Raw genomic sequence first — 25802 nt, 5'->3', positions numbered from 1 at the left:
CCTTCAGAGGAAGCGACACTCTCGATACGCGACCGGGTGTTCGGCAAGGGCGCTCTCGTCCCCGGCCACCGACCCGAACTCCACACCACCCAGCACGCGGTCATGATCAGGCGCGCCCTTCACGGCTTCTACCGGCGGATGGCGCTCAGCAGGCTCATCGTCGTCCCACTGTGGGCAGGCGCCCTGATCACCGAAGTGCTCACCGGCCCCACCAGCCGGCCGCAGGACAGTACGCGTCTTCTCGGCACCCTGGTTCTCGTGACCGGGGTCCTGTCCACCCTGGGTGCGGTTGCAGCGTGGAGTCACCACCACGAAGGCGTACTGGACTGGATGGACGACCGGCGTGCCCTGCATCGCTTCTCCGGCTATCTGCGACGCACGGCCAGGGACAGGCAGGTGAGCGTGGACGTGCCCGGCTTGACCGAGGGCGCGGGAGTCCTCGCCATGTCCTCACTCACCGCCTGGACGGCGCCGCAGGCCCATCAGACAGTGCCGGTCCTGTGGTCCGTCGCATTCACGCTTCTGCTCCTGTACTTCCCGTTCTCCCAGTACGTCATCGACCCGTCCTGGTATCAGCCCGCGCTTGCCCGACGGGCCGACCACGCCTGGATCCGCTTCCTGCTCCCCCTCGCCCTGGCCGGAACGGGGTTCGTGCTGTACCGGGTGTGTGCACCGGTGTCGGCGCCGGGACCCGACAGTGCGATCGTGATCGCGGGGCTAATGCTCCGTCTCTACGTGGACGTGAGCCTGGTGAACGCGCTGCTGAGTGCGCTTCCAGATGCACTTCGCGATCAACGCAAAGACCTGTCCGACGCGGTGTCAAGCGTGGTGCACAGCAAGATTAAGAACGAGTTGCGCATCCTCGGTACATACCTGGAACTGGACTCCCAATCCCCGGCGGCACAGGCAAGCTGGCACAGCCTGGTACATCAGGTCGAGACCTTGCGCTGCCACCCGTTCCGCGAGGGCGACTCTCTCGACCTCGATGAGATCATCGAAGGCGTCCGGTCGACATCCCGTGCCCTTGCAGCCGACAGCTCGGCAATCGAGCTGTCGGCGCAGAGCGAGGGCACGGAGGGGGCGCCGCTACGCCCCACCGACCTGAATCTGCTAGAGATCATCCTCAGCGACCTGTGCGCCAACAGCGTCCGCGAGGCCAATCGACTCGGCCGATCCGCCTACGGCATCCGGATCTCCATCAGCACGACCCTGGAGGGCCGACGCCGCAGGGTGACCGCGACGGTGGAGGACGACGGAAGCGGCTTCGACGGCACCTCGTCGATGAGCCGGCAGGGGGCCAGCCTCGCCGTGCTGGACCGGAGGCTGAAGCGGCGTGGCGGTGGGATCGAGGTGAGCCGAGTACCCGACGGCGGGGCCCGGGTACGCGCGACCTGGCTCGCTCTATGAGCATCAACTCATCGATGGTTACAGCCTTGCTGACGTCTCATCGGACCTCTGAAACACTGGCGTCCCACACATCGCCAGTCGGAGGTAGCTCTCCTTGATCAATACACTTCATCAGCTCGAAGAGAGTAAGCCCGTTCGACACATCTTAATCGCCGATGACCTGGGCACGATCGAGTACAGCATTGAGGGGATGCTTAACAAGCATCCCGCCGTCACGTCAGGACGTCTGACGTTCGAGACCGCTCAGGTGACCAACCCTAACGACATTCCCGCCACCGTCGAGCTGGCGTGGGATATGGGGGTCACATACGACCTGGCGCTCGTCGACCTCGATTTCGGATCCCGCCGGGCCGGCGGTTCCCAGAGCCACGGGCTGACAGCACTGCGGCTACTGGCCGAGGCCACGCCTCACACAACGACGGCGCTCTACACGGCGGACGTCGAAGGAAACCGAGAGCTGATGCTTCGCGCCGCCTTCGAACTCTCCCCCCACAAACCAAGCACCTGGATCAGCAAGTCTTTGGAGCCCCCGAGGCAAGCGGAAGCTATCTGCGACCTCCTGGACGGACGCGATCCGCCTCTCGGTGCGCATCTGCGCCCGTACTACAACCGTCCAGAGCATCTGAAGCTGCATACGGTGTGCGGGACACGGACACAGCTGCGACTCTGGCAGGCCCTTGCCCTGGGACTGGAGAACCGTGTCCAGATTGCCGCACAGGCGGGTGCGAGCCCCAGCACGCTCGATAAGTTCGTGGCCCACGCACGGGCATTCATACTCGACTGCATGCCACCACACGCGTCTCCGGAGGGCGCGCGGGCGGCGGCCATTCCGGCTGCCCGTTCCGCGAATCTGGCACTGGCCGTGCGCTTCGCCTACACCAACCGCGCATTCTTCGACGATCCGGAGCTGGAGCAGTTCGTCGTTCGCTGACCATCTCTGTTCGTCACGGCGTCGCGTTCAAGCCCTCCAGCCCAGTCACGCCGAGACCGCAGGCCACCAGACAGGTGCACTTGGAAGGGGCTCTGGCTGACGCGCTAGTGGCGGCCGTCGGTCAAAGCGGCGACAGCGGTGGGCGATGCGGCGGCGGTCGCCTCGCTCAAGTCCCCCCAACCTCTGACCGCTCTCGCCTGTCAGCGGGGCGGGTTGCGCCGGGCTGCGGGATCGCGTTCGGCGACGTGCCGGGCGACCGTGTCCACACCGGGACGGGTGTACCGCTCCGGGAGCGGCCGGAAGCGTGGCGGGAGCGGGCCAGCAGCATCGGGGTGGGGGTACCATCCTCGGCGTCGTGGCTGAACGCGGAGTGCCGCAGCCGGTGCAGCGTCCAGCCGTCCAGGGGCGAGGCCGAATCAACGTGTCTGCTGATCTGCTCGGACGGGTCGCAGCAAAGTCTGCGGAGAGTGGGCGCCTCCAGACACCCATCACTGCTGTCGGACTGATTGCCCCAGAGAAGCGGCTCGGATTCCGGCTGCACCCCCTCCTCGCCGCACTGTGTCAGCGGGTGGGCGACGGGGGCTTCGGCCCTGCGGAGTCCCTGCTGTCGCTCACACCCGCACCTCAGTCCGACGACGAGTCGACGGTGGCGGACCGCTATCTCGATTGCATTCCGCCTGCCGACGCGGACACCTGGTGATCCTGGACCAAGGGCGTCGTGCCGATCCTGGACTGGGGCTACGCCATGGTCGCCGGGGTCGACTGCCCGAGCCAGGGCGGGACCGTCTTGCTCTTCGAACCGAACGCGATCCACGATCAGGAACTGTCTGGCACCTGGTTCGTAGACGCGGGCTGTCTCGCCGAGTGGCTGGAAGCCTGGCTGGCCGGCACCAGCTGGCACGAAGAGGAGGCCGTCGGCGAAGGCTTGTACATGCCTCTCTGGGCGGACGCCGCCTCGCGCTTGTAGCCGGGCGGGACCCTGCCTAGTGCTCCCAGATACGCCTTCGTCCGGCCCTGCTTCGGGCCGTCCGCTCACGCATCGCTCACGCAAGAGCCCCGGGACGACGAAGCGCCCCGACCGGAAGAAGCCGGTCGAGGCGCTAAGTAGCAGGTCGGACGGGGTTTCCCCTCCCTGCACCAGGTAGGCCGTGTGGGACTCGAACCCACAACCAACGGATTAAAAGTCCGCTGCTCTGACCAATTGAGCTAACGGCCCCTGCTGGATCACCCAACGAAGCATAGCCCTCCCCGACCCGGCAGCCGATCGGGTATCGGGTGCCGGGCCCTGTCGTGCCGGGGGTCGCCGGGTCAGTCCGGGGTTTCGGCCGGGCTCGTGCGCTTGTGATCCGGGGTGGCCGGCTTCAGGAACCAGTGGCGGGCGGATGCCAGCCACCAGGTGGCCGCGAAGCCGAGCACCACCAGGACGGCCAGGGGGGCGTAGTTGAAGGTTTCCCAGGTGACGGGCGACACCTGGGGCAGCATGAACAGCACCGTGATCACCATGACCCAGGCCACCGCCACGATGCCGATCGGGCGGGACCAGCGGCCCAGGTGCCAGGGGCCCGGGGTGAAGTCGTCGCCGCGCCGCAGGCGGAGCAGGGTGGGGATGACGTAGGCGATGTAGAGGCCGATGACCGCGATGGACGTCACGGCGGCGTACGCGGTGACGTTGACGAGGTAGGGGAGGCCGAGGGCCAGGGCGCCGAGCGCCGCCAGCCAGACCGCCGCGACGGGGGTCCGGGTGCGCGGGCTGACTGTGTGCCAGACGCGGGAGAAGGGCAGGGCCCCGTCGCGCGAGAAGGCGTAGATCATACGGCTGTTGGCGGTGACCGAGGCCATGCCGCAGAACAGCTGGGCCCCGATGACGACGAGCAGCAGGAGCTTGCCCGTGGTGGCTCCGAGCGCGTCCAGCAGGATCTGGGCGGGCGGCGCGCCGGTCGGGGAGCCCAGGGCGCCGTCGTAGGACTGGATGGCGAAGGTGAAGCCGAGCAGCAGCACGAAGCCGGCTATCCAGGAGGTCCAGATGGACTGCACGATGCCGCGCGGGCCCGCCACGGCCGCGTCGTGGGTCTCCTCCGTCATGTGGGCCGAGGCGTCGTACCCGGTGAAGGTGTACTGGGCCATCAGCAGGCCGATCATCACGACGTAGAAACTGCTGTCCCAGCCGGTGTTGTTGACGAACTCGGTGAAGACGAACGACGCCGACTGGTGCGAGTCCGGTACGAAGGTGAGCGCGCCGACGATGACGGCGACACCCACGACGTGCCACCAGACGCTCACGTTGTTGAGGACCGCGACGATGCCGACACCGAAGGTGTTCAGCAGCCCGTGCAGGATCAGGATCGCGGCGAAGAGCAGGATCGTACGGCCGGGGGTGACCTCGAAGCCGAACTGGAGGTTCAGGTACGCCCCGAGGAAGGACGCCGCCCCGAAGTCGATCCCGGCGGTGACGGCGACCTGCCCGAGCACGTTGAACCAGCCGGCGAACCACGCCCACGCAGCCGCCGAGCGCGGCGGGGCGAGGCGGTGGGCCCAGAAGTACAGGCCGGCGGACGTCGGGTACGCCGAACAGATCTCCGCCATCGCCAGGCCGACGAACAGCGTCATCAGTCCGACGCCGACCCAGCCCCAGGTGATCAGGACGGGGCCGCCGGTGTTCATGCCGAACAGGTACAGCGTCAGACAGCCGGAGAGCACCGAGATGATCGTGAACGAGACCGCGTAGTTGGAGAAGGCGGACATGCGGCGGGCGAGCACCTGGGTGTATCCGAGTTCGGCCAGTCGCTCCTCGTCGGAGGTGGGTGAACCCATGCGTGGCGCGGGCGATTCTTTTGTCATGCCCCCAGCGATTCCCTCACCGGGGGCATGACATGCGCCATCGTGCCGGCCGGTACGGCGGCTGCCGGTGACCGATGAACTCCCGCACGGGGGCAGGGCGTTCGTGATTCCCGGGTCAGCTGATCCGGACGTAGCTCTTCCAGCTCGTCGACGCGAGCTTCCTCGGCGCCTTGAATCCGCCGTCGTGGTCGGCGTTGTAGAGGTACACGGCCCCGGCGGGCGTGCGGGCCAGGATGTCCTGGCGCCCGTCGTGGTCCATGTCACCGCTCGCCACGATGGCGTTGAACCGGTTCCAGCCCTCGCTGATCCTCGTACGGACCGGGTACGCCCGCCTCGGGTCGCCGCGGTACATCCACAGCACGCCCGCCTTGTCCCGGGCGACCAGGTCCGTACGGCCGTCGCCGGTGAGGTCGCCTCGGCCCGTCAGCGCCGTGTACCGGTTCCAGCCGCTGCTGATCCGGGTGCGCGCGGCGAGCTTGCCGTCGCTCGTGCCCCGGAAGAGCCACAGCACGCCCGCCTTGTCCCGGCCGACGACGTCGTTGCGCCCGTCGCCGGAGAAGTCACGCACGGCGGCCAGCAGGTTGTAACCGTTCCAGCCGGTGCCCAGCTTCACCCGGCGCTTGAAGTCGGCGGGCTCCATCTCGGTGCTGGGGATCCGGTAGAGGGTGCCGCCCGACGTACGCGCCAGCAGATCGCCGAAGCCGTCGCCGTTCATGTCCCCGGCCTGGAGGAACGACTCGTACCCGTAGCCGTCGAACGAGCCGACGCTGTCGGGGGTGCAGTAAGCGAGCTTGCGGTTGATCAGCGTCGTACAGAAGTCGATCAGGCCGTTCTTCTGGCCGGCCAGCACGCTGCCGCCGGAGCGGTAGTCGCTGTCGGTGTCCCTGGTCCACTCGTCGATGAGCTGCCGGTAGAAGGCGATACGGGTGTAGAGCCGCACCCCGCCCCGGACGCAGCCGGTCGAACCGGTCGCCGATACCGCGATGAGCTTGCCGCCCGCCACCAGCGCACCACCCGCGTCACCGAAGCACTGGTCAGCCTCCGCCACCGCGGGGGCGCCGGGGGCGGGCACCGTGCACAGCGTCCCGGTCGGCAGGAAGCGGCCGAGCAGCGAGGCGCACTGCGCCGTGGGCCTCACCGTGACCTGCTCGCTGTGGCGTACGCGCGGCGCGTCGTCGAGGTCGAGCCCGGCCCAGGAGTGGAAGACGGCCGTCGCCCCGGGCGCCCAGAGCTTGGCGTCGGACGCCGAGGCCAGAGCGGGCTTCCCGCTCCCGGACGGGGTCCGGCGGGTGGTGACCGTGAGAGCCGCGCGGCGGGTCGACGCGTCGTACTGCGGATGGCTGCGGTACAGCGTGGAGTTGCCGCCGCCGCTGAGCCCGCCCGTCTTCAGGTCGTACTCCCAGGTGAAGTCCGGCTCGTCCATGCCCGTGACGCAGTCCGGGGTGGCGAGCGTCTTCGTCGGGGACAGCACGATGCCGGTGCAGGCGCGGTGGACTCCGCTCGCGGTGTCGTCGAAGTACAGCGGGATGACCCAGGACGGTACGGACGGCGTCGCCGCACCGACGGCCGGCGCCCCGCCCGTCGGTGCGGGGACGGGGGCGGCGGTCACCGCCGGTGTCGGCACCGCCTGCGCGCCGGGGATCACACCCACGGTGGCGGCGAGAACGGCCAAAGACGTCAGAGCGGTACGGCCGCGCGTGAAGCGAGCCATGAGAGTCCCTCCCCAGGATCCGAGAAGCCAGGGGAGACCGCGGCGCACCGCGCCGCCGACTCGAGAAAGAGTGAACCAGCCCCCCGGCCGTACCCCCTGTGCCCGCAGCGGATCCTACCGTCGGCCCCATCCGCCCCGGTAGGCACTTTCGAACCCGTTCAAGCCAGGTCCGGGAGCGGGAAGGCGGAAGGGCCCGCACGCCACCGATTCGGTGTCGTACGGGCCCTTCCGGTCGTTCGACGAAGCCTGTTCAGCCTCGGTCAGCCGTTGCGCTTCCAGCGCGGCTTGTCGTCACGGCGGCCGAAGGTGCCGGTGCCGGTACCCGTGCCGGTGCCACCGCGGTGGTCGTCGCGGCGGCCGGTCGGACGGTCGCCGCCACCGGAGCGGAAGCCGCCCGAGGGACGCTCGTCACGACGGCCGGTCGGACGGTCGCTGCCACCGGAGCGGAAGCCACCGGAGGGGCGCTCGTCACGACGGTCACGGTTGAACGCCGGGCGGTCGTTGTCACGACGCTCGAAGGGACGGCCGCCACGGTCGCCGCCGCGGTCGTCACGACGGTCGCCACCACCGGAGCGGAAGCCACCCGAGGGGCGCTCGTCACGACGGTCACGGTTGAACGCCGGGCGGTCGTTGTCACGACGCTCGAAGGGACGGCCGCCACGGTCGCCGCCGCGGTCGTCACGACGGTCGCCACCACCGGAGCGGAAGCCACCACCGACCGGACGGTCCTCACGACGGTCGTTGCTGCCGCGGAACGACGGACGGTCGCTGCTGCCGCGGTAGCCGTTCCCACCCGTGGGACGGCCACTGCGCTCGCCGACACGGTCGTTGCCACCGCGGTACCCACCGCGGTCGCCGCCACGGTCGTCACGGCGGCCGTAGTTGCCCCGCTCGTCACGACGGTCCTCGCGGGGTGCGGGCTGCTCCGGCACGGACGCCGCGAGGAGCGCGGCCTCGGCCTCGGCGGCCACCTCGGCCACCGCCGCCTCCGGATCGTCGCCCCGCTCGCGGGCGGCACGGGCGACCAGACGGTCGGCCTCCTCGCGCAGCTCGACGGCACGGCGCTGGATGCGCTCCAGCTGCTTGGTGAGGTCGGCGGCCTCGCGCTCGGCCTGCTTGGCCGCGTTGTTCGCGGAGTCGGCCTGGACCTCGGTCAGCGAACGGGCGCCGGTGATCTCGGCGACCTCCGGCTCGAAGACGCCCGCGCCCTGGACGATGTGACGCGAGGCGTCGACGCCCGCGTCCTCCATGAGGCGGAAGATCTGACGGCGCTGGTGCGGCAGCGCCAGCGACACGACGACACCGGACTTGCCGGCACGGGCGGTACGGCCCGAGCGGTGCAGGTAGTCCTTGTGGTCACCGGCCGGGTCCACGTTCAGGACCAGGTCGATGCCGTCGACGTGGATACCGCGGGCGGCGACGTCGGTGGCGACGAGCGCGTTGACGAAGCCCTTCTTGAAGTCCTCCAGCACGCGGGTACGGGCACCCTGCGTCATGCCGCCGTGCAGCGCGTCCGCCTTCACGCCGGACTCGATGAGCTGCTCGGCGATGCGGTCGGCGCCCAGCTGGGTGCGGACGAAGATGATCGTGCGGCCCTTGCGGGCGGCGATCGCGGCCGTGACCGGCGCCTTGTCCTTCGGCTTCACGACGAGGACGTGGTGCGACATGGTCGAGACGTTGCCCTGGGCGCTGTCGACCTCGTGGGTGACCGGGTTGCTCAGGTAACGCTTGACGAGCGTGCCGATCTCGTTCTCCATCGTGGCGGAGAAGAGCATGCGCTGGCCGCCACCGGGGATCTGGTCGAGCAGCTCGGTGACCTCGGGCAGGAAGCCCAGGTCCGACATCTGGTCGGCCTCGTCGAGAACGGCCACCTGGACGTTCGCCAGGGAGCAGGCGCCACGGTTGATGATGTCGCGCAGCCGGCCCGGGGTGGCGACGAGGACGTCGACACCGCGCTCCAGCGCGAAGATCTGGTTGCTCATCGACGTACCGCCGCAGACGACCTTCATCTTCAGGCCGAGTACGTCGCCGTACGGCTGAAGCGCGTCCGCGACCTGCATCGCGAGCTCACGCGTCGGCGTCAGGATGATCGCGCGGGGCTTCTTGCGCTCGGTGTGGCCACCGGCCAGCGAGGCCAGGGTCGGCAGACCGAAGGAGAGCGTCTTGCCGGAGCCGGTACGGCCACGGCCCAGGATGTCCTTGCCGGCCAGGGCGTCCGGGATGGTCGCGGCCTGGATCGGGAAGGGGGCGGTCACACCGTTCTGCGCGAGCTTGCGGACGATGCCGTCGGGCAGTCCGAGCGACGCGAACGTGATGGTCGGCTCGGCGTCGGCGGCGTCCTCGACGTCGTCGGCGGTCTCGCCGGAGACCTCGGCGGTCGCGTCGGAGACCTCGGCGGTCGCGTCGGAGACCTCGGCGGTCGCGTCGGAGACCTCAACGACCTCGTCAGGGGTGGAGACGGGGGGCTCGACGGTGTCGACGGGAGCCTCGGGAGCGGCGGCCACGACGGCCTCGGCGATCTCCACGATCTCGTTGTTCTCGACGTTCTCGGACATGACGGTGTTGTCAGAACTGGAAATTGACATGCGAAATGCGAAACCTTCCGGAGTCTCGGCACGCGCCCGTAACTCCGTGTTTTCGCAATTTCGACCGCCTCAATGCGGTCCAGCCACGGCAAGGGAGAGTACGCGCCACACGGCGCTCTTCTGTGTCGGCGCCGGGCAATGGGATCAAACGATCTACTACCATACGCACTCACCCCCACTTTCGGCAAACCGGCTCCTCCGTAACCCCCCTCACACCGGCGCGACCTGCGGTGATGCCTTCGGGGTGGGCCACACCTCCACCCGCTCCGGCGGCCCCATCGCATCGGTCCGGAACTGTGCCGCGGGCGAGGCCGAGGGCTGCTCCGGAGGCTCCGACGGCTCCGGATCGGGAGAGGGCGGGGGCGGCTCGGGAGTGACCGGCGGGGGCGGCGGCTCCCCCGGCCCCGGAGCGCTCGGCCCGGGAGTGGGCAGGTGGCCGCCCAGGCTCGGCTCGGGGGTGCCGGGACCGGGTACCGGTCCGGGGTCGCCCGGGACCGCCGACGGGGCCTTCCCGGACGTGCTCGGGTCCGGCTCGCGGGGGCGGTCCCGGTCGGACTGCGCCTCGGCACGGCCGCTCCCGAAACCGGCCCGTCCGGTGCCGGGCACCGTGCCGCCGTCCGGTTCCGCCTGGACCCCCTTCCGGCCGGCCGGGCGTGACGGGGCCGGCTCCCCGGCGTCGCCACCGACGCTCATGCAGCCGGTGGACGCGGCGATCGTCAGCGCGGTGACGGCTGCCCGGCGGACGCGGGCGGACAACTGGCGCACGGGGTGGCACCTCCGGGGGCGGGGGGTCGGCGGAGCAGAGGAAGTGTGGTGTTCAACTCCCCCGCCCCCGCCGGGGACACGCCCGGACACAACACCCGCACACGGCGACCGGTCCCGGGCCCCGGCCGTCAGCCCCCGAAGCCCCCGGCCAGCTCCACCCCCAGGAACACCGCCCCGAGCCCCACCAGCAGGGACGTCAGCACATTGGCCGCGGCGAGGAAGCCGCGGCCCGTCTCGGCGAGGCGCAACGTCTCGTAGGAGAACGTCGAGTACGTCGTCAGCGCCCCGCACAGCCCCGAACCCAGCAGGGCGTACGTGTGTGCGGACACCGCGGCCCCGGTCAGCACCCCGAGCAGCAGGCTGCCCGCCGCGTTGACGGTGACGGTCCCCCACGGGAACACGTACGGCAGCCCCGCCCCGTGCCGCGCCTGCACCGCACGGTCCGTCAGATAGCGCAGCGGCGCACCGGCCGCGCCCCCGAGGGCGACCAGCAGCCAGTTCACGACGCCCGCCCGCGCCGGTCCCCGCCCACGAGCGCCCGCGTGAACACGGCCGCCCCCCACACCGCCCCGAGCGCCGCCACGGCCGTCCCCGACGCGTACGCCATCGCCACCAGCAGCTCCTGACGGTCCAGCAGCTCCGACACATCGGCCGCGTACGTCGAGAACGTGGTGAACCCGCCGAGCACGCCGACCCCCAGGAAGGGCCGCGCCAGCGGATGCCTCACCACGCCACGCTCGGCGACCAGCACCATCAGCACCCCGATCAGCGCGCAGCCCGTCACGTTGACCACGAAGACCGCCCAGGGGAACGCCCCCTCGGCGGCCGGCCAGGCCAGGGTGGCCGCGTAGCGGGCCGAGGCCCCCAGGGCGCCGCCCGCCGCGATCACGGCCAGGACCCGCCACCGGCCGGACCCCTCGGTCTCGGCACGCTGCGCCGGTACGGAGAGGTCCACGTCCGGGTCCACGGCCGGACGGCCGGGCGGCAGCTCCCGGGAGCTCACCCGTACCCCAGCTCGTGCAGCCGCTCGTCGTCGATGCCGAAGTGGTGGGCGATCTCGTGGACCACGGTGATCTCGGTCTCGGCGACGACGTCCTCCCGCGTCTCGCACATCCGCAGCGTCGGCCCCCGGTAGATGGTGATCCGGTCCGGCAGCACCCCCGCGTACCACTCGCCGCGCTCCGTCAGCGGTGTGCCCTCGTAGAGCCCCAGCAGTTCCCGGTCCTCCGGGTCCTCGGGCTCGTCCTCGACGAACACCGCGACGTTGTCCATCAGCCGCATCAGCTCGGACGGGACCCGGTCCAGGGCCACGCTCACCAGCTCTTCGAACTCCTCGCGCGTCATCTCCAGCACCCGGCCATTGTCACGTACACCGGGCCGGAACGGGCGGGGCCGTACCGGCCCGACGGCCACCCGCCCGGCCCACACCTGCCGCGCCGTCCGCATGCCCGCCGCCCGATCGGGGCATACGCGCCCAATGGCCCGCGATCCGTTCCGCGCCGCAGTCCGCCGCATCCGCCGCCACTACCGCTCCCGCACCACCACACCCGTCAGCACGCTCGCCACGGCCCCGCACCCGTACACGCGGGTGCTCGGTCTGCTCGCGGTCGTCGTGCTGGGGGCCTGGCTGGGGCTGCTGATCGTCGGCAGTGTGCGTACGCCGGTGGGGCCCATGGACACGACCATGACCCTGCGGCCCTCGCTGAGCGGCGGCACGAAGATCAACGTGTCGCCGCTGGGCGCGCTGGAACTGGACTCGCACGTCGCCCCGGTCCGCCTCGACGTCGACGTCGACCAGCTGGATCCCGAACGTTCCCAGGCCCTGGTCAAGCACCCCGAGCGGCTGTCCGGCCTTCAGGACGAGGTCGCCACCGACGTCGCCGCCGGCACCCGGGAGCTGGCCGCCCGCTCCTGCGTGGCCGTGGTCTCCGGCGCCACCGCGCTCGGCCTCGCCGTCTACCGCCGCCCCCGCCGCGCGCTGGCCGCCGGAGGGCTCGCCCTGGCGCTGCTGGCCACGTCCGGCATCAGCGCGTACGCCACCTGGAACCCGAAGTCCGTCCTGGAGCCGAAATTCTCCGGGCTGCTCTCCAGCGCCCCCTCGGTCGTCGGTGACGCCCGCTCGATCGTCACCGATTTCGACGTCTACCAGCAGGAGCTGGCCCGGCTCGTCACCAACGTCACCAAGCTGTACGACGCCACGTCCACGCTCCCCGTGTACCGGCCCGACCCGGCGACCATCCGGGTGCTGCACGTCTCGGACATCCACCTCAACCCGGCCGCCTGGCACATCATCGGCTCGCTCGTCGAGCAGTACGAGATCGACGTGATCATCGACTCGGGCGACACCATGGACCACGGCACGGCCGCCGAGAACGGGTTCCTCGATCCGGCCCGCGAGCTCGGGGCGCCCTACGTGTGGGTGCGGGGCAACCACGACTCCAAGATCACCCAGGCCTACCTGAAGGACCTGAGGAACGTGCACGTCCTCGACGAGGGCAGCGCCGTGGACGTCGCCGGGCTGCGGATCGCGGGCACCGGCGACCCGCAGTTCACCCCGGACCGCTCGCGGCCCACCGGCGGCCGGGCGGCCGAGGAGCTGGCCGGCATGCGGCTCGCCTCCGCGCTCCGCGACCAGAAGCGGGCCGGCACCCCCGTGGACATCGCGGTGGCCCACGACCCGAACGCCGCACGGCAGACCGACGGAACGGTTCCTCTCGTGCTGGCCGGCCATGTGCACCACCGGGTGAACGAACTGCTGCCGCTGGGCACGCGGCTGAAGGTCGAGGGCTCCACCGGCGGCGGCGGACTGCGCGCCGTGCAGAACGAGAAGCCCGAGAAGGTGCGCACCTCGGTGCTCTACCTGGACCGCGCCACGCGGCATCTGCAGGCCTGGGACGAGATCACCCTGGGCGGTCTGGGCCTGACGACGGCCGAGGTCAGCCGCCATCTGCCGGAGGAGAACCTGGCCACCCCGTCGCCCTCCCCGGCCGTCTCCGCGACCTCCCCGTAAACCGTTTTGGCGATACCTCCCCGCATCCCATATGCTTCTCACGTCCCCGACGCGCTGGAAAGCGCGCAGGTGGGCCCTTAGCCCTCATCGTCTAGTGGCCCAGGACGCCGCCCTTTCAAGGCGGTAGCACGGGTTCGAATCCCGTTGGGGGCACGCTTTAACGTGTGCGAGACCCGTCTCGCACATTGCTTGGTCCTGTGGAGCAGTTTGGAGTGCTCGCCACCCTGTCAAGGTGGAGGCCGCGGGTTCAAATCCCGTCAGGACCGCTGCAGCCCGTATGAGCTGCGTGGCTGGGTAGCTCAGTTGGTACGAGCGATCGCCTGAAAAGCGATAGGTCGCCGGTTCGATCCCGGCCCCAGCCACCACCCGAAGGCCCCGTCCGGTGGACGGGGCCTTCGCCGTTGTCAGACCGCTTCCTCTTCCTTCCGTCCGGTGCGCCGCCGCCACGCCCGCACCCCGAGGATCGACAGCACCGCCGACACCACGGCCCCCAGCGCCACGGCGTCGGGCACACTCCGGCCGACGCCCTGCGCCCACTGCTCGACGGCGAACGCGGCGTCGGCGTCCAGCAGTCCGGGCAGTGCGGTCGTCCCGTCGTACCTGAGGAAGAGCACTCCGAGTCCGATGAAGAAGAGACCGGAGAGCAGGGACGTGGTGTGAAGCTCGAAGCGGCCGGCGCGCAGGGTCCGGCCGCGCAGCCAGGCCCGCCGTCCGAGGTCGAAGCGTTCCCAGAGCAGCGCGAGCACGAACAGCGGCACGGCCATGCCCAGCGCGTAGACGGCGAGCAGCAGCCCGCCGTAGACCGGACTTCCGCTGACGGCCGCCACCGTGAGGACGCTGCCCAGGATCGGTCCCGCGCAGAAGCCGGCCAGCCCGTAGACCGCGCCCAGGGCGTAGACGGAGAGGGCGGTCGTGGGCCGGATCCGGCCGCTGAGGGCGGCGATCCGGCGGGAGGCGAAGCCCAGGCCCACGATCTGGGCGATGCCGAGCCCGATGATCAGCCAGCCCGCGCCGAGGACGAGTGCGTCGCGGTGCCCGTAGAAGAGCCGTCCGGCGTACGAGCCCGCGGCGCCGAGCGGGACGAGGGTGGTGGCGAGTCCGGCGTAGAAGATGCCGGTACGGGCCAGGAGCCGTGAGACGGAGTCGATGGAGTACGCGAAGAAGGCCGGGAGCAGCAGAGCGCTGCAGGGGCTGACCAGGGCGAGCAGCCCGCCGAGCAGGGCCGCGAAGTAGCCGATGTCCTGGGTCACTTGGCGGGGTCCCCGGCGCTGCCCACGTTCGCGGCGTCCGCCGCCGCCGCTTCGACGGCCTGGGTGAAGACAGCCGTCGGCTGCGCTCCGGCGACGGGGCGGCCGTTGATGAGGAACGACGGGGTGGACGTGGCGCCGATGCCGTACGCCTGCTCCTGGTCCTTGCCGACCGCTTCCGTGGCGGCCTCGCTGCCGGTGTCGCGTACAAAGCGGTCGAGGTCCTTGACCCCGGCCTGCCGGGCGAGCTCCTTGAGCCGGTCCTCGCCGAAGCCCTTCTCCTTGGCCCCCTCGGCGTAGGCGGCCCGGTGGAAGGCCCAGAAGCGGTCCTGCTGCCCGGCCGCCCAGGAGGCGCGGGCGGCGGCCTCGGACTCCTTGCCGAAGATCGGGAAGTTGCGCCATTCGATGCGCAGGGTGCCGTCCTTCACGTACTTCTCGACCAGTTCGGGTTCGGTCTCCCGGGCGAACGTGCCGCAGTAGCCGCACTTGAAGTCGGCGTACTCGATGAGGACGACGGGGGCGTCGGCGCGGCCCTGGGCCAGCTTGTCGCCGGCGTCCCGCCGGGCGAGCTTCGCCAGCTCGGCGTACATGTCGGTGTCCGGTTCCGCGGTCGTGCCGACGACGGCGGAACCGGAGTCAGGGCTGTCCGGGGCGGTGGCCCGGTACGAGACGAAGCCGAGCAGGCCTGCGGCGAGGACGACGACGGCGCCGAAGACGAGCGGCTTCCTGGACGACGGGCGGGTGGGCGTGGGCATGCGGCACTCCGTGCTGGTGCGTGCGGTCTGTGGAAAGGAAGGAGGGGAGGCGGGTCCGCCTACACCCTCAGCACGGAGAGCTCGACGGGTGTGGGTGTGGCGGGCCGGGGACCGCGTACGGCAAGCCGTACGGCCGGCGGGCAGGCCCGTCCGGCGGCGGCGGGCAGGCCGGCCGCGACGGGGCCCGGCGCCAGGTCGTGCGCGGCGCGGGTCCGGGCCGGGAGGACGGGGTCGGAGCCGTCCTGGTCCCTGTTCCGGTCGCAGCCCGGTATGCCGGTGTCCGCGGCGGCGGCCACTACGGGGCCGGACGCCGGGACGGCCGCGGTCGCCGCGGGTGCGCAGAACAGCCCCAGTACGACGGCGAGCACTGCCGCCAGGCAGCACCACTGCGCACGGGACACGGGACCGCCTCGATGGGGTACGGATGATCAGCTGCCCGAAATGGTACGTGCTGTGATCCTCCACGCCCGCTCGGTCGCCGAGGCCGTACCCGGGGTGGCGGCGGAGGGGTGCGGGCCGGCCCGTGCGGGGCACGGCGAAGGGGGCGTGGACCGGACCCGTGCGGGGCACGTGACGGAGTCCGCGCGAAATGGTTCGCCACTCCTCCCGCCCGGGTGAGATCCTGGGATCCGTATGTCTACTTCCTTCGCCGATCTCCAGTCCCAGCTCGGGCAGCTCTCGCTCCGCGACGCGAACCGGCTCGGCCGTCGTCTCGAGGGCGCCCGACGCATCCGCAAGCCCGAGGCCCGGCAGTCCGTGCTGGACGAGATCGCCGCCGAGGCCGGCAAGGCAGCCGAACGGCTCGCAGGACGCGCCGCGCGGATGCCCGCCCTGTCGTACCCGGAACAGCTTCCGGTCAGCCAGAAGAAGGACGAGATCCTGGAGGCGATACGCGACCACCAGGTCGTGATCGTCGCGGGTGAGACGGGCTCCGGCAAGACCACGCAGATCCCCAAGATCTGCATGGAACTGGGGCGCGGCGTCCGGGGCATGATCGGGCACACCCAGCCCCGCCGGATCGCGGCCCGCACGGTCGCCGAGCGGGTCGCCGACGAGCTGAAGACCCCGCTCGGCGAGGCCGTCGGCTGGAAGGTGCGCTTCACCGACCAGGTGAACCCGGACGCGACGTTCGTGAAGCTGATGACGGACGGCATCCTGCTGGCCGAGATCCAGACGGACCGCGAGCTCCTCGCGTACGACACGATCATCATCGACGAGGCCCACGAGCGGTCGCTGAACATCGACTTCCTGCTGGGCTATCTGGCGCGGCTGCTGCCCAGGCGCCCCGATCTGAAGGTCGTCATCACCTCGGCGACCATCGACCCGGAGCGCTTCGCCAAGCACTTCGGCGAGGCGCCGATCGTGGAGGTCAGCGGGCGTACGTACCCGGTCGAGGTGCGTTACCGCCCGCTGCTGGAAGAGGTCGGCGAGGACTCCGACCGCGACCAGATCACCGCGATCTGCGACGCCGTCGACGAGCTCCAGTCGGAGGGCCCCGGCGACGTCCTCGTCTTCCTCTCGGGCGAGCGGGAGATCCGCGACACCGCGGACGCGCTGAACAAGCGGAGTCTCCGGCACACCGAGGTGCTCCCCCTCTACGCGCGCCTCTCGCACGCCGAGCAGCACCGGGTGTTCCAACGCCACACGGGCCGCAGGATCGTTCTGGCGACGAACGTCGCCGAGACGTCGCTGACCGTCCCCGGCATCAAGTACGTGATCGACCCGGGCAACGCCCGCATCTCCCGCTACAGCCACCGCACCAAGGTCCAGCGGCTGCCGATCGAGCGGATCTCGCAGGCCAGCGCCAACCAGCGCAAGGGCCGCTGCGGCCGTACGTCGGACGGCATCTGCATCCGGCTGTACTCCGAGGACGACTTCGTCACCCGTCCGGAGTTCACCGACCCCGAGATCCTGCGGACCAACCTCGCCTCCGTCATCCTCCAGATGACCGCGGCAGGCCTCGGCGAGATCGAGAAGTTCCCCTTCATCGACCCGCCGGACCACCGCAACATCCGCGACGGCGTCCAGCTGCTCCAGGAGCTGGGGGCGTTGGATCCCGAGGAGAAGGATCCGAGGAAGCGGCTCACCCCGCTGGGCCGCAAGCTCTCGCAGTTGCCCGTGGACCCACGCCTGGCCCGCATGGTCATCGAGGCCGACAGGAACGGCTGTGCCCGCGAGGTCATGGTCATCGCCGCGGCGCTCTCCATCCAGGACCCGCGCGAGCGGCCCTCGGAGAAGCAGACGCAGGCCGACCAGCAGCACGCCCGCTTCAAGGACGAGACGTCCGACTTCCTGGCGTACCTGAATCTGTGGCGCTACGTCCGGGAGCAGCAGAAGGAGCGGGGCTCCTCCAGCTTCCGCCGGATGTGCAAGCAGGAGTACCTGAACTTCCTGCGCATCCGCGAATGGCAGGACATCTACGCCCAGCTGCGCACGGTGGCCAAGCAGATGGGCATCGCCGTCGAGGAGCCCAAGGACGACGAGGGCGTGCCCGAGCAGGCGGTGCACACCTCGCTGCTGGCGGGGCTGCTGTCGCACATCGGGCTGAAGGACACCGAGAAGAACGAGTACCTGGGTGCCCGCAGCGCCAAGTTCGCGGTCTTCCCCGGGTCCGCGCTGTTCAAGAAGCAGCCGCGCTTCGTGATGTCGGCCGAGCTGGTCGAGACGTCCCGGCTCTGGGCACGGGTCAACGCCAAGGTGGAGCCGGAGTGGATCGAGCCGCTCGCCGGGCATCTGCTGAAGCGCACCTACAGCGAGCCGCACTGGGAGAAGGACCAGGCGGCGGTGATGGCCTACGAGCGGGTCACGCTGTACGGGGTGCCGATCGTCGCCCAGCGCAAGATCAATTTCGGCCGTATCGACCAGGAGGCGTCCCGCGATCTGTTCATCCGGAACGCCCTGGTCGAGGGCGACTGGCGTACGCACCACCAGTTCTTCCATGACAATCGCAAACTGCTCGGCGAGGTCGAGGAGTTGGAGCACCGCGCCCGGCGCCGCGACATCCTCGTGGACGACGAGACGCTCTTCGACTTCTACGACCGGCGGATCCCGGAGCACATCGTCTCCGGGGCGCACTTCGACTCCTGGTGGAAGCACAAGCGCCGTGACGAGCCGGACGCGCTCGACTTCGAGCGTTCGATGCTCATCAACGAGAAGGCGTCCGCGGTCACCAAGGACGACTATCCGGACTCCTGGCGCCAGGGGAAGCTCAAATTCCGGGTGACCTACCAGTTCGAGCCCGGCGCGGACGCGGACGGCGTGACGGTCCACGTCCCGCTCCAGGTGCTCAACCAGGTCACCTCCGAGGGCTTCGACTGGCAGATCCCGGGCCTGCGCGAGGAAGTGGTCACCGAGCTGATCCGCTCGCTGCCCAAGCCGATCCGCCGGCACTACGTCCCTGCGCCGGACTACGCGGCGAAGTTCCTGGACCGGGCCGTCCCGCTCCAGGAGCCCCTGCCGCTGACGCTCGCCCGTGAGCTGCAGCGGATGGTCGGCGTCCCGGTCACGGCCGAGGACTTCGGCCTCTCCCGCGTCCCGGACCACCTGAAGATCACCTTCCGGATCGTCGACGAACGGCGCCGGAAGGTCGCCGAGGACAAGGACCTGGAGGCGCTGAAGATCCAGCTGCGCCCGAAGGCCCGTCAGGCCCTCTCCCAGGCCGCGGCGGCCACCGCGGGCCCCTCGGGCGAGTCCGTCGAGCGTTCGGGCCTCACGGACTGGACGATCGGCACGCTGGACAGGATCTTCGAGACCCGGCGGGCCGGGCAGCCGGTCAAGGCGTACCCGGCACTCGTCGACCAGGGCGGGACCGTCGCCGTAAGGCTCTTCGACACGGAGGCCGAGCAGCAGCAGGCGATGTGGCGCGGCACCCGGAAGCTGATCCTGCTGAACATCCCGGTGAACCCCGCGAAGTTCGCCTCGGACACGCTCACCAACCAGCAGAAGCTCGCCCTGTCCCGGAATCCGCACGGCTCGATCCAGGCGCTCTTCGACGACTGCGCGACGGCTGCGGCCGACCGGCTGATCGCCGCGCACGGCGGCCCGGCCTGGGACGAGGCGTCCTTCCGGAAGCTGTACGACAAGGTGCGCGCGGACCTCGTGGACCTGACCGTACGCACGATCAAGCAGGTGCAGCAGATCCTGGCGGCCTGGCAGGCGTGCGAGCGCCGGCTGAAGACCACGAACAGCCTGGTCCTGATCAACAACGTCACGGACGTACGGGACCACCTCGCCCGCCTCGTACCGCCGGGGTTCGTCACCATGACCGGGCTGCGCAGGCTGCCCGACCTGATGCGCTACCTGGTCGCCGAGGACCGTCGGCTGCAGCAGATGCCGACCAACGTCCAGCGCGACACCACGCGCATGGAGAAGGTCCACGAGATGCAGGACGAGTACGCCTGGCTGCTGGAGCAGTTGCCGCAGGGGCGTCCCGTTCCACAGGAGGTCCTGGACATCCGCTGGATGATCGAGGAGCTGCGGGTGAGCTACTTCGCGCACGCGCTGGGCACCGCGCAGCCCGTTTCGGACAAGCGGATCGTGAAGGCGATCGACGCGGCGGCGCCGTGATCCGGACCGCCCCGGGGCTGTAACGGCTCCGCCACCATGGGTGAGTTCGACCTGGCCCGCGCACCTCCTGTACAGTCTGTCTTCGCAGCCGGACGAAAGAACGGCAGCGAATTCTGGTCCTGTGGAGCAGTTTGGAGTGCTCGCCACCCTGTCAAGGTGGAGGCCGCGGGTTCAAATCCCGTCAGGACCGCAGTAGACGAAAGCCCGGATCCTCTGGATCCGGGCTTTCGTGCGTCTTGACGGCGGCATCCGTCGCGGGTAACCCGTAGGACAGAGACCGCCCTTGTTCCTCGACACGGGGCGGCCGGGTCCACCTGGAGGTCGCACGTATGTCTGCGTCCACGGCAAGGCACGAGACCCGCGCGCTGCTGCGCGCCCATCTGGCGGCTGCGTCCGGCTACCGCCACCTCACCCGCCACTGCCCGATCTGCCACCGCCTGCTGCGGCTCGCGATGGAGCCCCTGACGGCCCCACAGCCGCCGTACGCCGGCCCGCGCCCCTGCGACACCCCCGAATCGCCGCACGCCCCGGAGGAATCCACCGGCGCCCGCGACGGGGCCACCGGGACGCGGTCCGGACCTCCCTGCGCCACGACGGCGGACGGGGGGCGGCACGAGGACGAAAGTCCCACCGCGACATGACATCTGCCGCAGCCATCCGCCTCCTTGCAGTGGCAGGCTCGTAGTTGGCAAGACCGTGCCGGTGTGACGGGAGTCACCGAATCAGTTTTGCGCAAGGGGGACTTTACGCACTTCCTACAACTGGCGAATTTAATATGTGCAATTGCACTCCCCCGGAAGCACATCCCGGACCGTTCCACCCGAGCTGTCCCACGACGTCCGGGACCCATACGAACAGTCCCTAACAACCCCGCCCACAGTCGCGCGCCCGCCTCCGGGAAACCGACCCGTCGGCCTGTTCGGGCACCCGGCGGACAGGCCGGCGGGGCACTTCGGGCACAAAAAGATCGCGCTGGACTCGGCGGAGCCCAGCGCGATCGAACGACGAGCCCTGCATTGCACAGGTATGACGCCCGTTGGGGCAGGCGTCCGTCGTGTGGAGCTATGAGTGGGCACCTGGGGTTGGGGGACCCATGGGTAGCCCTGTTATGGCTGCGGCGACAGGGGTGTGTCAGGCCTCGCTGCGCTGCTGCGGAATACCCGCAAGCAGTGCGCGGACCTCTGCCTCGCGGTACCGGCGATGTCCACCGAGCGTGCGGATGGACGTGAGCTTGCCAGCCTTCGCCCACCGGGTGACCGTCTTCGGGTCCACGCGGAACATCGTGGCAACCTCAGCCGGGGTCAGCAGCGGCTCGGCATCAGGGGTGCGAGCGGTCATGAGCGGCCTCCTCGGGAGAACCGAACCATCTCGGTTCTTTCCTCTAAATTCTGCACCTTGACCCGCGTTGCCCGAAATGGCGGACGCGGGCCGAGTCGGTTATAGGACGAACGGCTTGTCCTCGGCACTACAACTACACCATCCGTCCAGCCACGTCGGCCAAACCGATGGAATTGCCCTCCCAGGTGTTCATCAGCGACGGAAGCCGATGGACCATGCCATAGCGGACAGTCACGCCCCAGTAACGATCAGTCACAGGAGTGCTCAAGGGTCGTCAGAAGTCCTCAGACCCCTCATAGCGTGCAATGCTGAGCATTCCGCCCATAGTTGGACGGACGGAGTCCTCCCCGGACTCCTTGTCCTATTTTGGCATGAGGAGTAGGGAAGGGCGCAAGGGCCCCGTAAGTGCTATCCATCACGCTTGAGGCAAAGGCCCGGTTCGGGACGTAGGTCCTAGGGCTTGAGGTGGAGACTCCCGCCTCGCCTGTCACACGCATCACACAGGACACAGGTTCACGGCACGTCAGTTCCCCTCGACGCCCGCCTGTTCCCCTCGGCACATCCCCGATCACCTCCGTCCGGCGTCCTCGGTGCCCACCGATGCCGGACACCTCACGGGATGTCTCTTCCCTGCCGATCGCGGGTCTATGCGACGGTACGTGTCATTTCACACAGCTTTCGGGCTAGTTGGCAGACTGCCTGTCCCGTACCGCGCGCCACCGCTCGGCGAGACGCGCGTACGCGACCCCCGCCGCGTCGCTGTCCCCGGCCCGCAGCGCGGCGATTCCCTCGGCCACGTCCGCAGCCGACCGGTCCTCGGCGAGCTGCTTCCCCGGCAGCGCGTGCACCAGCCCGCCGTAGTCCAGCTCCACCAGGGAGCGTGGATGGAATTCCTCCAGCCAGCGCCCCACGTCCACCAGCCCCTCGGTCAGCGGCCCTTCGTCGACCGTCTCCCGCAGCGTCCTGAGCGCCCTCGCCAGCCGGCGGCGTGCCTGCACCATCGGCGTCCGGTAGCGCAGCAGGGGCCGGCGTCCCTCGGTGCCCACCGCGACGTACTCACGCTCCCCGTCGTCGAACAGGACGAACCAGCGCACCGGTACATGCCACACCGTGGTCCGGATCCAAGGACGGGCGTCCGGGTTCCGCTCCGCCCACCGCTCGTGGTCCGCGACCGCCTGGAGCCGCACCACCGGAGGAAGGACCGCGTCCAGCACGGTGGCCGGAAACAGCCCATCGAGTTCCTCCAGCGCCAGCCAGCCGCGCATCCGGGTCCGCCACGGGCAGACGCACACCACGCCGTCGACCTCCGCGACGAAGGCGTCCGCGCTCTCGTGGACGGGCACGGGCACCGGTGGGGTGGGCACCAGGTCGGCCAGCGAGCGGCGCAGTTCGTCCTGTGCCGTGGGGAGCTCGGAACGCTGGGCGTAGCGCGCCCAGTGACTGCGTTCGGGCTCCCGGAAGGCGGCGAGCGGCTCGTACACCCGCAGATAGGACGTGTAAGGGACGAGCACTGAAGACACCACCGACATGCGGCAGATCGTGTCACGCCCGTACTCCGCCAGGGGGTGATCCTCGGCACCGGAACAGATCTGCGTGTCCCGAGGACTTACGCTCTTGCCCGTCGGACCGGCCGTGCCGGTCGGTCCGGGACCCTCCCCACCTTCAGGAGGGTCTACCCCGCCGCTTCGTACTTGGGAGTCACCACAGTGACCGATGTGACCGGCGTGCCTGTCGATGTACTGCACACCCTGTTCCACTCCGACCAGGGTGGCCACGAGCAGGTCGTGATCTGCCAGGACCGTGCCAGCGGCCTCAAGGCCGTCATCGCCCTCCACTCCACCGCCCTGGGCCCTGCCCTCGGCGGCACCCGCTTCTATCCGTACGCCTCCGAGGCCGAGGCCGTCGCGGACGCGCTGAACCTGTCGCGCGGCATGTCGTACAAGAACGCCATGGCCGGCCTCGACCACGGTGGCGGCAAGGCCGTCATCATCGGCGACCCGGACACGATCGAGGCCAGTCAGAAAACAGAACTGCTCCTGGCCTACGGCCGGTTCGTGGCCTCGCTGGGCGGGCGCTACGTGACCGCGTGCGATGTCGGCACCTATGTCGCCGACATGGACGTCGTCGCCCGGGAGTGCCGCTGGACCACCGGCCGCTCCCCGGAGAACGGCGGCGCCGGCGACTCCTCCGTCCTCACCGCCTTCGGCGTCTTCCAGGGCATGCGGGCCTCCGCACAGCACCTGTGGGGCGACCCGACGCTGCGGGGCCGCAAGGTCGGTGTGGCGGGCGTCGGCAAGGTGGGCCGCCACCTGGTCGAGCACCTGCTCAGCGACGGCGCGGAGGTCGTCGTGACGGACGTGCGCGAGGAGTCCGTACGCCGGATCACCGATCTGCACCCCGAGGTCGCCGTGGCCGTGGACACGGACGCGCTGATCCGCACCGAGGGCCTCGACATCTACGCCCCGTGCGCACTCGGCGGGGCCCTGAACGACGCGACCGTCCAGGTGCTCACCGCGAAGGTGGTGTGCGGCGCGGCCAACAACCAGCTCGCGCACCCGGGCGTCGAGAAGGACCTTGCCGACCGCTCGGTCCTGTACGCACCGGACTACGTGGTGAACGCCGGTGGCGTGATCCAGGTCGCCGACGAGCTCCACGGTTTCGACTTCGACCGGTGCAGGGCGAAGGCGGCAAAGATCTTCGACACCACGCTGGCCATATTCGCACGTGCGAAGAACGACGGGATTCCGCCGGCTGCGGCGGCCGACCGGATCGCCGAGCAGCGGATGGCCGAAGCCCGGCGTCACTGACACGTCACCACGAGGTCGGCGGTGTGTCACCGGACTGTGCAGCAGCCCGGTGACACACCGCCCCGCGGCGTGCGTGGGAGCGGGGAGACAAGACTCACTCCGGTCGGCGGGTCGGCCGTCCGGAAGAGGTTAAAATCGCGGTTGACCAGCGAGGACGGGCTCCTCTGCGGTCCTGCGCGGAGGCACGTGATGCGGGCGGCGTACCGTATGGCCGAGGAAGCAGGTACCGTTAAAGCCACGGGCGCGGTCTCTCAGCCGAGAGTCCGTCCTGAAACATGAACGCGTGTCAAGACTCTGGGGCCGTCGAGCCCCGTCACCGAGGGGGTCGAGCCATGGGGCGCGGCCGGGCAAAGGCCAAGCAGACAAAGGTCGCCCGTCAGCTGAAGTACAGCAGCGGCGGGACTGACCTGTCGCGTCTGGCCAATGAGCTGGGCGCATCACCTTCGAGTCAACCACCGAACGCAGAGCCGTTCGAGGATGACGACGAGGAGGATGACCCGTACGCACAGTACGCGGATCAGTACAACGACGACGAGGACGCGGACGAGGACGACCAGTCCGGTCCGTCGTCACAGCGCCGCGGCGCTTGACCTCGCGCTGACACATCAACCCGGTCCGGGCCTGCCCGGACCGGGTTCTGTGCTGTCCAGGTCCGGACGGGTGAGCGATCCCGTCCGCCGTCGGTCCGGTGGGCGCCGGACCGACGGTCGTGACGGTCCTACCGTGCGTAGCTGCCGGTCAGCGCGGCACCCGTGGTGTGTGCGCCGCGGTCGGTGATCTCGCCGGCGACCCAGGAGTCCACGCCCCGGTCGGACAGCGTCGTCAGGGCCGCGTCCACCGAGTCGGCCGGCACGATCGCGATCATTCCGACACCCATGTTGAGCGTCTTCTCCAGCTCCAGCTGTTCGACCTGTCCGGCCTTGCCGACCAGGTCGAACACAGCACCGGGCGTCCAGGTGGAGCGGTCGACCGTGGCGTGCAGCGCGTCCGGGACGACCCGGGCCAGGTTGTTGGCCAGGCCACCGCCGGTGACGTGGCTGAAGCCGTGCACCTCGGTCGTACGGGTCAGCGCCAGGCAGTCCAGGGAGTAGATCCTGGTGGGCTCCAGGAGCTCCTCGCCGAGCGTCCTGCCGAACTCCTCGACCTCGCGGTCCAGGGCCCAGCCGGCCCGGTCGAAGACCACGTGGCGCACGAGCGAGTACCCGTTGGAGTGAAGACCGGACGACGCCATCGCGATGACGGCGTCACCCTTACGGATGAGCTCCGGGCCGAGCAGCCGGTCGGCCTCGACCACGCCCGTACCCGCACCCGCGACGTCGAAGTCGTCGGGGCCGAGCAGTCCCGGGTGTTCGGCGGTCTCCCCGCCGATCAGGGCGCAGCCGGCGAGGACACAGCCTTCGGCGATGCCCTTCACAATGGCCGCGACACGCTCGGGATGCACCTTGCCGACACAGATGTAGTCGGTCATGAAGAGCGGCTCGGCACCGCAGACGACCAGGTCGTCGACGACCATGCCGACGAGGTCGTGGCCGATGGTGTCGTACACGCCCATCTGCCGGGCCAGATCGACCTTCGTGCCGACGCCGTCGGTGGCGGAGGCGAGCAGCGGGCGCTCGTAACGCTTGAGCGCCGAGGCGTCGAAGAGGCCGGCGAATCCGCCCAGGCCGCCAAGGACCTCGGGGCGCTTCGTCTTCTTCACCCACTCCTTCATCAGCTGGACGGCGCGGTCACCGGCTTCGATGTCGACGCCGGCCGCCGCGTAGGAAGCACCTGTTGTCTCAGACATTGCCCGGGATCTTTCGTGTGGGAATACGGGGCTGGTGGGGACGCCGGTCGGTCCGG

21 protein-coding genes and 5 tRNA genes are annotated in these 25802 nt (G+C 69.9%); 12 read left to right on the top strand and 14 right to left on the bottom strand.

Annotated elements, in window-relative coordinates; all coding sequences use genetic code 11:
- Positions 1 to 102: 102 nt before the first annotated feature.
- From OG524_RS19485 to OG524_RS19475, 3 genes are all read left to right on the top strand, one after another.
- Positions 103 to 1407 (top strand): ATP-binding protein, encoded by a 1305-nt coding sequence (locus tag OG524_RS19485; protein ID WP_405811292.1) that lies wholly within the window; start codon positions 103 to 105, stop codon positions 1405 to 1407.
- A gap of 94 nt (positions 1408 to 1501) precedes the next feature.
- Positions 1502 to 2338, top strand: a complete 837-nt coding sequence (locus tag OG524_RS19480) for a hypothetical protein (RefSeq protein WP_405811290.1) — start codon at positions 1502 to 1504, stop codon at positions 2336 to 2338.
- A 718-nt stretch (positions 2339 to 3056) separates the two neighbouring features.
- Positions 3057 to 3305, top strand: a complete 249-nt coding sequence (locus tag OG524_RS19475) for a hypothetical protein (RefSeq protein ID WP_405811289.1) — start codon at positions 3057 to 3059, stop codon at positions 3303 to 3305.
- A 175-nt stretch (positions 3306 to 3480) separates the two neighbouring features.
- On the opposite strand, the gene OG524_RS19470 is transcribed toward OG524_RS19475, so the two are convergent.
- The 8 genes from OG524_RS19470 to OG524_RS19435 all read right to left on the bottom strand — a co-directional run bounded on the left by OG524_RS19470 (position 3481) and on the right by OG524_RS19435 (position 11590).
- Positions 3481 to 3554, bottom strand: a tRNA-Lys gene (locus OG524_RS19470).
- Positions 3555 to 3646: 92 nt separating this feature from the next.
- Positions 3647 to 5176 carry an amino acid permease gene (locus OG524_RS19465; protein ID WP_405389572.1) on the bottom strand — a complete coding sequence of 510 codons (1530 nt, stop codon included), beginning with the start codon at positions 5174 to 5176 and terminating at the stop codon, positions 3647 to 3649.
- Positions 5177 to 5291: 115 nt separating this feature from the next.
- Positions 5292 to 6887, bottom strand: coding sequence for an FG-GAP-like repeat-containing protein (locus OG524_RS19460; RefSeq protein WP_405811288.1), 1596 nt, complete (start codon positions 6885 to 6887; stop codon positions 5292 to 5294).
- A 260-nt stretch (positions 6888 to 7147) separates the two neighbouring features.
- A complete protein-coding gene (locus tag OG524_RS19455; protein ID WP_405811286.1) occupies positions 7148 to 9442 on the bottom strand; it encodes a DEAD/DEAH box helicase in 2295 nt (764 codons plus the stop codon).
- A gap of 240 nt (positions 9443 to 9682) precedes the next feature.
- Positions 9683 to 10237, bottom strand: a complete 555-nt coding sequence (locus tag OG524_RS19450) for a hypothetical protein (RefSeq protein ID WP_405389575.1) — start codon at positions 10235 to 10237, stop codon at positions 9683 to 9685.
- Positions 10238 to 10365: 128 nt separating this feature from the next.
- A complete protein-coding gene (locus tag OG524_RS19445) occupies positions 10366 to 10740 on the bottom strand; it encodes a fluoride efflux transporter FluC (RefSeq protein ID WP_405389576.1) in 375 nt (124 codons plus the stop codon).
- Complete coding sequence (locus OG524_RS19440; protein ID WP_405393145.1) at positions 10737 to 11192, bottom strand: fluoride efflux transporter FluC; 456 nt, start codon at positions 11190 to 11192, stop codon at positions 10737 to 10739. Before OG524_RS19440 ends, OG524_RS19445 begins: the two co-directional genes overlap by 4 nt.
- Positions 11193 to 11236: 44 nt before the next feature.
- On the bottom strand, positions 11237 to 11590 hold the full coding sequence (locus OG524_RS19435; RefSeq protein ID WP_384495941.1) for a metallopeptidase family protein: 354 nt from the start codon (positions 11588 to 11590) through the stop codon (positions 11237 to 11239).
- Between the two features lie 124 nt (positions 11591 to 11714).
- Here OG524_RS19435 and OG524_RS19430 point away from each other — a divergent pair, with 124 nt between their 5' ends.
- From OG524_RS19430 to OG524_RS19415, 4 genes are all read left to right on the top strand, one after another.
- The gene (locus tag OG524_RS19430) at positions 11715 to 13247 is read left to right on the top strand and encodes a metallophosphoesterase (RefSeq protein ID WP_405389579.1); all 1533 of its coding nucleotides are present in this window, start codon (positions 11715 to 11717) and stop codon (positions 13245 to 13247) included.
- Positions 13248 to 13327: 80 nt separating this feature from the next.
- A tRNA-Glu gene (locus OG524_RS19425) sits at positions 13328 to 13400 on the top strand.
- A 38-nt stretch (positions 13401 to 13438) separates the two neighbouring features.
- A tRNA-Asp gene (locus OG524_RS19420) sits at positions 13439 to 13513 on the top strand.
- Between the two features lie 22 nt (positions 13514 to 13535).
- Positions 13536 to 13612, top strand: a tRNA-Phe gene (locus OG524_RS19415).
- A gap of 39 nt (positions 13613 to 13651) precedes the next feature.
- On the opposite strand, the gene OG524_RS19410 is transcribed toward OG524_RS19415, so the two are convergent.
- The 3 genes from OG524_RS19410 to OG524_RS19400 are packed head-to-tail and all read right to left on the bottom strand — an operon-like array spanning position 13652 to position 15650.
- The gene (locus tag OG524_RS19410) at positions 13652 to 14497 is read right to left on the bottom strand and encodes a cytochrome c biogenesis CcdA family protein (protein ID WP_405389580.1); all 846 of its coding nucleotides are present in this window, start codon (positions 14495 to 14497) and stop codon (positions 13652 to 13654) included.
- The gene (locus OG524_RS19405; RefSeq protein ID WP_405389581.1) at positions 14494 to 15249 is read right to left on the bottom strand and encodes a DsbA family protein; all 756 of its coding nucleotides are present in this window, start codon (positions 15247 to 15249) and stop codon (positions 14494 to 14496) included. Before OG524_RS19405 ends, OG524_RS19410 begins: the two co-directional genes overlap by 4 nt.
- Positions 15250 to 15308: 59 nt before the next feature.
- A complete protein-coding gene (locus tag OG524_RS19400; protein ID WP_405389582.1) occupies positions 15309 to 15650 on the bottom strand; it encodes a hypothetical protein in 342 nt (113 codons plus the stop codon).
- Between the two features lie 232 nt (positions 15651 to 15882).
- Between OG524_RS19400 and hrpA the strand changes: the two genes are divergently transcribed.
- The 3 genes from hrpA (at position 15883) to OG524_RS19385 (ending at position 20456) form a co-directional block, all read left to right on the top strand.
- Entirely contained in the window at positions 15883 to 19815 is a 3933-nt protein-coding gene (hrpA, locus tag OG524_RS19395) for an ATP-dependent RNA helicase HrpA (protein ID WP_405811283.1), read from the top strand.
- A gap of 115 nt (positions 19816 to 19930) precedes the next feature.
- A tRNA-Asp gene (locus tag OG524_RS19390) sits at positions 19931 to 20005 on the top strand.
- A gap of 139 nt (positions 20006 to 20144) precedes the next feature.
- Entirely contained in the window at positions 20145 to 20456 is a 312-nt protein-coding gene (locus OG524_RS19385) for a DUF6274 family protein (protein ID WP_405811281.1), read from the top strand.
- A gap of 490 nt (positions 20457 to 20946) precedes the next feature.
- Here OG524_RS19385 and bldC read toward each other — a convergent pair whose 3' ends face one another.
- Both bldC and OG524_RS19375 read right to left on the bottom strand, forming a co-directional pair.
- Positions 20947 to 21153, bottom strand: coding sequence for a developmental transcriptional regulator BldC (bldC, locus tag OG524_RS19380; protein ID WP_003949541.1), 207 nt, complete (start codon positions 21151 to 21153; stop codon positions 20947 to 20949).
- A 683-nt stretch (positions 21154 to 21836) separates the two neighbouring features.
- Positions 21837 to 22682 (bottom strand): hypothetical protein, encoded by an 846-nt coding sequence (locus OG524_RS19375; RefSeq protein WP_405389585.1) that lies wholly within the window; start codon positions 22680 to 22682, stop codon positions 21837 to 21839.
- A gap of 177 nt (positions 22683 to 22859) precedes the next feature.
- Between OG524_RS19375 and OG524_RS19370 the strand changes: the two genes are divergently transcribed.
- Positions 22860 to 23960 (top strand): Leu/Phe/Val dehydrogenase, encoded by a 1101-nt coding sequence (locus OG524_RS19370; RefSeq protein ID WP_405389586.1) that lies wholly within the window; start codon positions 22860 to 22862, stop codon positions 23958 to 23960.
- 332 nt (positions 23961 to 24292) lie between these two features.
- Positions 24293 to 24550, top strand: coding sequence for a DUF3073 domain-containing protein (locus OG524_RS19365; protein WP_033296941.1), 258 nt, complete (start codon positions 24293 to 24295; stop codon positions 24548 to 24550).
- Positions 24551 to 24678: 128 nt separating this feature from the next.
- Here the strand turns inward: OG524_RS19365 and purM are convergent, their stop codons facing one another.
- Positions 24679 to 25746: a phosphoribosylformylglycinamidine cyclo-ligase gene (gene purM / locus OG524_RS19360; RefSeq protein ID WP_405811278.1), complete on the bottom strand. Its 1068-nt coding sequence runs from the start codon at positions 25744 to 25746 to the stop codon at positions 24679 to 24681.
- Positions 25747 to 25802: the final 56 nt, after the last annotated feature.

The sequence above is a fragment of the Streptomyces sp. NBC_01520 genome, assembly GCF_045040375.1.
Taxonomy (GTDB): Bacteria; Actinomycetota; Actinomycetes; order Streptomycetales; family Streptomycetaceae; genus Streptomyces.
This window is presented reverse-complemented; position numbering and strand designations above follow the sequence as displayed.

Excerpts from the sequence above, each read along its gene's own strand:
- OG524_RS19485 (WP_405811292.1), top strand. The coding sequence starts at position 103 with ATGATCAGGCGCGCCCTTCACGGCTTCTACCGGCGGATGGCGCTCAGC.
- OG524_RS19465 (WP_405389572.1), bottom strand. The coding sequence starts at position 5,176 with ATGACAAAAGAATCGCCCGCGCCACGCATGGGTTCACCCACCTCCGAC.
- OG524_RS19460 (WP_405811288.1), bottom strand. The coding sequence starts at position 6,887 with ATGGCTCGCTTCACGCGCGGCCGTACCGCTCTGACGTCTTTGGCCGTT.
- OG524_RS19455 (WP_405811286.1), bottom strand. The coding sequence starts at position 9,442 with ATGTCCGAGAACGTCGAGAACAACGAGATCGTGGAGATCGCCGAGGCC.
- OG524_RS19430 (WP_405389579.1), top strand. The coding sequence starts at position 11,715 with ATGGCCCGCGATCCGTTCCGCGCCGCAGTCCGCCGCATCCGCCGCCAC.
- OG524_RS19405 (WP_405389581.1), bottom strand. The coding sequence starts at position 15,249 with ATGCCCACGCCCACCCGCCCGTCGTCCAGGAAGCCGCTCGTCTTCGGC.
- hrpA (WP_405811283.1), top strand. The coding sequence starts at position 15,883 with ATGTCTACTTCCTTCGCCGATCTCCAGTCCCAGCTCGGGCAGCTCTCG.
- OG524_RS19385 (WP_405811281.1), top strand. The coding sequence starts at position 20,145 with ATGTCTGCGTCCACGGCAAGGCACGAGACCCGCGCGCTGCTGCGCGCC.
- bldC (WP_003949541.1), bottom strand. The coding sequence starts at position 21,153 with ATGACCGCTCGCACCCCTGATGCCGAGCCGCTGCTGACCCCGGCTGAG.
- OG524_RS19375 (WP_405389585.1), bottom strand. The coding sequence starts at position 22,682 with ATGTCGGTGGTGTCTTCAGTGCTCGTCCCTTACACGTCCTATCTGCGG.
- OG524_RS19365 (WP_033296941.1), top strand. The coding sequence starts at position 24,293 with ATGGGGCGCGGCCGGGCAAAGGCCAAGCAGACAAAGGTCGCCCGTCAG.
- purM (WP_405811278.1), bottom strand. The coding sequence starts at position 25,746 with ATGTCTGAGACAACAGGTGCTTCCTACGCGGCGGCCGGCGTCGACATC.